Origin of the sequence: Crenothrix polyspora, from assembly GCF_900163755.1 — a bacterium.
Taxonomy (GTDB): Bacteria; Pseudomonadota; Gammaproteobacteria; order Methylococcales; family Methylomonadaceae; genus Crenothrix; species Crenothrix polyspora.
Genome location: NZ_FUKI01000176.1, coordinates 1 through 6,553, shown reverse-complemented (window position 1 = coordinate 6,553; position 6,553 = coordinate 1). Strand labels below are relative to the sequence as shown.

The following is a 6,553-nucleotide window of genomic DNA, read 5'->3' as shown; positions in this document are numbered from 1 at the left end:
TTTCGGTTCTCCCACAGGGGACTTCCACCCCATTACATCGCGCCCATGCTGGGCGCACACATGGCGCTCAAGCGGGACGCGGCGAAAAGCCGCCGCGCCCCTTAGCTTTACGTTAGCCAATACTGCTTATTGAAGGGAAGCTTAATGCCAATTCCATTTTCGTCAGCTCTATATTATCCTTACATTGACGTGAAAAATGAACGCTGGCTTCGTAGCGCGGCACTCTTCTGGGATTCAATTCGTACGATTGTTCCTGAGTCCTATCGTGATCCATACTCAAGCGTTGTAGCCCGTGAACTCAACGATGAAGGAATTTTAGAGCCAGTACAGGTATCATCAGATATGGAGGAAATTGAGTCCCTGACTGATACCGTCCTTGATTTTTTGACTGATCCAGCATCTACAAACGTAATATTTTCTAGTGAGAACCATCCTTCAAGAATTCATCCCGAAAAGATGTCATCTGAACTGCGGTACTTCTTGGATATCCACCCTGATAAGCTACCCCGTGAGATTCGATCGCACTTTGAACACGCCTTCAGCGAAGAGGGTTGGTATCGAGTTGACCCAGGATTTGCAAATTTCTATATGACTCTGCTAGCATCAAAGCTTGCCAATCGTCTTGGACTTGGGCTTATAACTGAATCAAGTGCAGCTGACCAACTAGCAATTGCCGTTCACAAAGGAAGACCTCTTGGCTCTAATGATATTGATTTTCAATATCGCAGAAGATTTGGACGTCATTTTCATGCATTCGGACCACATCGGGAACTACCTCAAGAAGTAGCACCAGGGCTTTTGATTGATTTAATTGTGCAAAGCATAGAGCTACCACAAAATTTGTCAGTGAAAGATTTATTGAAATTTAAAAATGACCATCGCGAGGAGTTGTCCTTGTTTCGTCGTGAAATCAGCAAATTAACTACTGATATACCAAAGGATGCATCTGTTGAAGCACTCAGACAAGCGGTACACGACCAATATAAAGCCCAAGTATTACCTGCCATGAGAAGCCTCCGTCATTCACTTCAAGCTCAAGGTTGGGATGCTGCACTAAACGGCTTTTTAAAAGTTTCTTTTTTTACTGCGGCCCCCACATCGGCTGCTATATTTGCAGGATTCCCAAGTTCAGTAGCCTTACTTGCAGGTGCTGGTGTTTCACTTACAGCTTCTGCTGTTTTATTGGTAAATCAATTACAACGTACAAAAATAGATAATCCGTATTCGTATTTACTTACATTCGCCGGCCATATGCACAACAGCGGGTTTCCGAATATCCACTTCGCCCTCGCAATCGTTTTGATGACACCTTCAGGGGTGGGATACGGGTTCGCGCGTGACCACACACTCGATGGAACAATAACAATCTTTGGGCGAAATCGGGATGATGATTGGACTGACACAGGTGCGAATCAGCAATTGGCTGGGAATTGGGATCAGCTAACTCAAAGTCGTCTCCACTGGCGGCTAGTTGCCTATGACACATTAACTTCTGGAATTCAGGGGCTAGTCGAAGATTTGGTGAAAGAAGTTGCTTTACAACTCGGGAAAGTAGGCATTGCAGCTTTAATCGCACTAATTTAACGTTGTCGTTTTTATGCTTGGTCAGTCGTATGCGTTTGGTGCATAGTTTAATATTTTTGTTCGGTGTTAGTTTTAAGCCGCAGCGCGTAGCTTGGCAGCCTAATATACGTTATGCCCCGCGCTGGCCGCCAGTGGATGTTCAGCAAAAAACTGCCAAAATCGGAAAAAAGTGTTACTAATTATGTCATTATTTTTTAACATAATTTGAAGTATAGATTACACAAGCGATGTTTTTTTTCATAGAAGCCTAATCGAAACATTACATTAATACCGCATGAAACAACTTATATCTTCAACTTTTTAGGAGTCAATGATGTCAAAAGTCCGAATGAATATCGAACCTCTTGCCGAAGTGTCTGTTCGCCAGTTAAGTAAATTCCTTAAATTCATTGCTCAACATAATCAGTGGGACGAGTTAGAGCAACATCTCAGAGATCAGGGATGCAACAAATTGCTTATGAGTTGGGAACCAATCCATGCCGTCGCAACCATAGTCGAAACGAAGTCCCATGAACTGGCTAGTTTCCGTATAGAGGGAGAAGACCCAACAACCATGATGAAATGTGCATCTAATGGAACCGGTCGACCACCTCCCAACACACCAGATGGTGGCGGGTAATTGAGATTTAATTATTTTTGCTAACAGACGGAGCTGTACACACCGAACATTTTAGATATTTAGAGGCTATATTCTACACGGAATGGCTTATGCATTTCGTTTGATTTGGCTGGTCACACACGCCTTGAGAATCCTGTATTTCGTCAGAATTACAGTGTGTAGTTTAATATTTTTATATGCGGAATAATTTGGTGCTTAATTTAGTTTTTGATGGCCGAGCATGGATACAATCCACCAGTTCTGTGTTTTGGTAACATTTGTGGCATTGTTTAGCCTTTTTGTGCAGCGGTAATTTAGCCACATCACATAGTTTGGCAGCCTAACAGTTTGTTCAAGTGGGACTGCCCGTACTTGGCCATTTTTAAATTTCAGTTTGTAAACAACATCGGGGGCTTTGCTTATTTTCCATACGGGCAGCCCCTTAACAAAACGTTAGCGCCACTCTTAAAAAACAGCGAGAGTTTCTCAAAATGTTAGTAGTAATCGGTCACGGACTTCATGATCTTCTAAGGTTTTTCCATCCATTTGAAATCGTTTCAACATCGAACGACCTACACTGACAAATTCTTCCCGTTCAAATAATCCTTCAGGAATAGCAATATCGCAAAGCTTCCGCCCTGAATACTTTGTGCCATCGATACTCAGTACCACATATACGCCTCTTGCCTTGCACGAAGTGATAGTATCAAAAAGCCTCGGTAATGAGAATGCCTGAGCACCGTAAAGAATTGTTTGGCTGTCTGAATAAGGTGGATCACAGTAAATTAAATCACCACACTTCGCTTGGTTCATAGCCGCAGCAAAATCTAAATGTAAAAAACGTGTACCCCGTGTTCGATTATGCCAAATATCCGTGCGAATCCCAAAGCTGTCGGGTGATACTGGATCGTGAACACCCACTGGTGTACTCATAAAACCATCATTTTTACGAAAACGAACAACGCCACCATAACAGGCACGACAAAGAAAAAGAAGATCAGCACCATTTGGCTCTTGGTTATAACTTGTAAGCACTTTAGCATAAGCGGCTTTCTTCCCCAACTGCACTATCAGTGCATATCGCTCAGCGTATTGCCGCTTCAATTCTTCTTTATCGCTGTGGAGCATTTGCCATATTTGGACTAACGGCTCGAATATATCACTAGCTACCGCTTTTTCTGGCGCGAGTACACCTAATACGCCACCGCTGCCAAGAAACGGTTCAAAATATGTGTCAAACTGCTTTGGAAAAAATTTTATTATCGAATCGGCTTGCTTTTGTTTGTTGCCTACCCATTTCAAAAGCTGGGTACGAAAAGGCTTTGGTTGAGCCATAATAGAAAGTGGCAAATCTTCGGGTTCAAACAATTCTAATTGTTGTCGAATAGCTGTTGAGCGCATTTATTTTGACCATAGTCTATTAAACAGGATTGTGTTTGTAGAATTGTAACATTCTAATTTTGAATATTCCAATTTAGAATTTATAGTTGCTGCAATGAAAAAAATTCGCCTATCTTCTCTACTGCGGCAAATCCGACTAGATGCCGGTCTCACGCAATTACAACTCGCTGAAAAAATCGGCGAGACCCAATCTTATGTGTCGAAATATGAGAATGGGGAGCAACGACTTGATTTAATTGAATTAGAAGCTGTATGTAAAGCGACGGGGATTTCTTTAACTGATTTTGTGGAACGGTATCTTGAAAGCTGACCCTCGGTTTCTCATCCAGCCCAAGGAATTTTGGGCGAATATCCGAACAATTAGCCAAGAAGTTGGCTATACAAATCGTGGTAACAAACGTACAGGAATAGAATCGTCGGTCAAAGTACCATCGATAGAAGATGTGCGGCAACAATTCGAAAAATTGGGTCTCAAAACAACAAATATCGAAAATAAAAACGGTGTTTTGACTGATTTTGGTCAGCACTTATTTGATTATTTTGAGTTTCGTGCTTCAGTGTTGAATGACACCGTGCAAGGGCATTTCATGAAAAAAGATTCGGCTGAAATTGAATTTAAAAAACTCAAGACCGAGTTAAATCCGAAATGTCCTTTGCCCATGAACAAACAATCGGGTGAGAAAAAGAACTATGCTTTTTTAACAGGGATCGTCAACATGTTGGTGGAAGCAAATATCGACGATGCTCCATGCGATTACGATCCGCGCAGCCTAACTACAATGACACATGACGCTATGCCTTTACGCACGCTATCACGGCGAGTAGATGGAGCATTCCCGTCTGTCGTCAATCCGATTGCGATATGGGAAATTAAGGAGTATTACTACACTACAACATTCGGTAGTCGTGTAGCCGATGGTGTCTATGAAACATTATTAGATGGTATGGAGCTGGAAGAACTCGAAATAGCAGCCAAACGCAAGGTACAGCATATCTTGTTCATTGACGATCACTATACATGGTGGGAATGTGGGCGTTCATATCTATGTCGCATGGTGGACATGCTCCACATGGGTTACGTTGACGAAGTTGTATTCGGTCGTGAAGTTATTTCGCGCCTTCCTGAAATAGCAAAAGAATGGAAAGCAATTTATGATGTAAATAAGAGCTGAATGTAATGGTTACTAAATTGTAGTAGGCACGTAAGCTTCGTTGCTTAATTGAGCCTATATCCTGGATTATTTTAGCTTCAGTGTACAATTTAGCACGCTAACAATTTGTTCAAGCGTGACCGGCCTTACTGTGGCGGTTTTTGAAAATCAGTTAAAAAATAAACGATGCTGACTTTGCTTAATTTCATACAAAGGCCGGCACCTTAACAAAACGTTAGGCTTTCAAAATTGGATACAATTGACAGTAGATAATCCACTAGGGGATTCGGTTAAAATGAATATGAACTTTTCCGAAAAAAATATAGAAACATTACATCATTTTTTCCGAGGTGGAGAAGGGATAGGTGAAAGTTTACGAGCCAATGATATTAGCGAAATTCTCGTTGATGCTCTCAAAACAGTTTTATATGAAAAAATTCAGCCGCAAAAAGTAGTAAGCAAAGCACCCGATAAAACTTATTATGACAATACTTCGTTTTGGAAAGACGCTTTATCAGAAAGACACTTTCCTGGAGCTTATATTTGTTTAGAAGGTTTTCATTTGATGGAGTGGTTGCCTTTTGCACCTGGTCGTTACTTTACAGAGCGAGCAGAGTGGTCAAGAGAATATGCTATGCGACGAATATCAGCAGATCGTGAAGAATATTTGCCTGATGGAAAAGCTTCAATGGTACAAGGCGGTATTGGTGCAATTAGGCTATCTGAAAAAGCAATAAACGGTAGTACGATATATTTTCTCGGTGCATCTTCAACAGGTATATCTCATCAGGGAGTTCCCATTGCTTTGCCGCTTGAAGAATATCGTAAAGTAATACCCGTCATAAAAGAATATGGTGGCTGCCAAGTCAAACTTATTGGCACTTTACAGTCTCTGACAGAAAAAATGCCATCTCTACATTTCGATAGAAATGTACCGCGATATTGTTTTTTTGCTGAGGAGGTTGTTTTTCAGAATCCATCACCTCGTAATCTACTGATCACCACGGTGGCAGCTATGTTTTCAACTCATAAGACATGGCGTTCACGCAATTATGAATCAACAAACCTAGATAAATCATGGACTTTCTGTTCATTTTCCCCAGCCTCCTCTAGTCGTAGTGTTAATTCTGCGGCAGAGTGGTTGTTGGATTATGCAGCAAGATATTCAAATGGAGAGCCGACTATTCTAACGGATTTCGACGAGCATTACCGTGTATTCCCATGCTCTGTCGAATTCCCTATTTCAGATATTGTGCGTGGCACAATAGATTGGGAAACTCTTCATGTATATGAGAGGTATTATGGGAATACATATATTGAAACATACATAAAGGAAAATCATTTGAGTGGTGATCAAATTAACGTTACTGGCGATAATAACAATATTGTTAATCGTTCAATTGTACAAAATGCTTTTAACAAAGTTAAAGCAGCACACGATGAAGAAACAGCAAAAGCACTCATCCGTATTGCTGAGGAAATTAACATATCTGGAAACAAAGAAGCTGCAGAAAATTTTGAGTCTTTTACTGATGAATTATCAAAAGCGGAACCCAAGAAATCTCTTTTAAAAACGTTATGGCAAGGTACGCTTGTGGCTCTGCCTTCATTGAAGGCATTAACTGATATAGTTGATAAAGTTGCAACATTAATTAGTTAAAAGTGTAATGGCTCAGAGAATTTGGATAGTTGTATAGATGGTTATTAACTTGGCAATTTTGTACTGTTCTATCTTAACAACTGTGCATTGCCTGGCAGCCTAATCGGGTAGCCAGGGGCATCTAACCCCCAGCCCCCACACCACCCACCATGCGGGTCC

Annotated in this window: 6 protein-coding genes; 5 read left to right on the top strand and 1 reads right to left on the bottom strand. The window is 41.2% G+C overall.

Going from position 1 to position 6,553, the window contains the following annotated elements:
• The first annotated feature begins 144 nt into the window (after nt 1–144).
• Together CRENPOLYSF2_RS18320 and CRENPOLYSF2_RS18315 are read left to right on the top strand one after the other, a co-directional pair.
• A complete protein-coding gene (locus CRENPOLYSF2_RS18320; RefSeq protein ID WP_176371169.1) occupies nt 145–1,584 on the top strand; it encodes a hypothetical protein in 1,440 nt (479 codons plus the stop codon).
• Between the two features lie 328 nt (nt 1,585–1,912).
• Complete coding sequence (locus CRENPOLYSF2_RS18315) at nt 1,913–2,203, top strand: hypothetical protein (protein WP_140396900.1); 291 nt, start codon at nt 1,913–1,915, stop codon at nt 2,201–2,203.
• Nucleotides 2,204–2,668: 465 nt separating this feature from the next.
• Here the strand turns inward: CRENPOLYSF2_RS18315 and CRENPOLYSF2_RS18310 are convergent, their stop codons facing one another.
• Complete coding sequence (locus CRENPOLYSF2_RS18310; RefSeq protein WP_087145398.1) at nt 2,669–3,583, bottom strand: DNA adenine methylase; 915 nt, start codon at nt 3,581–3,583, stop codon at nt 2,669–2,671.
• Nucleotides 3,584–3,677: 94 nt separating this feature from the next.
• Between CRENPOLYSF2_RS18310 and CRENPOLYSF2_RS18305 the strand changes: the two genes are divergently transcribed.
• The 3 genes from CRENPOLYSF2_RS18305 to CRENPOLYSF2_RS18295 all read left to right on the top strand — a co-directional run bounded on the left by CRENPOLYSF2_RS18305 (nt 3,678) and on the right by CRENPOLYSF2_RS18295 (nt 6,394).
• Nucleotides 3,678–3,893 (top strand): helix-turn-helix domain-containing protein, encoded by a 216-nt coding sequence (locus tag CRENPOLYSF2_RS18305; protein ID WP_087145397.1) that lies wholly within the window; start codon nt 3,678–3,680, stop codon nt 3,891–3,893.
• Nucleotides 3,883–4,755: a DUF7687 domain-containing protein gene (locus CRENPOLYSF2_RS18300; protein WP_087145396.1), complete on the top strand. Its 873-nt coding sequence runs from the start codon at nt 3,883–3,885 to the stop codon at nt 4,753–4,755. The genes CRENPOLYSF2_RS18305 and CRENPOLYSF2_RS18300 overlap by 11 nt, the downstream gene beginning before the upstream one ends.
• A gap of 274 nt (nt 4,756–5,029) precedes the next feature.
• On the top strand, nt 5,030–6,394 hold the full coding sequence (locus CRENPOLYSF2_RS18295) for a hypothetical protein (protein WP_087145395.1): 1,365 nt from the start codon (nt 5,030–5,032) through the stop codon (nt 6,392–6,394).
• Nucleotides 6,395–6,553 lie beyond the last annotated feature (159 nt).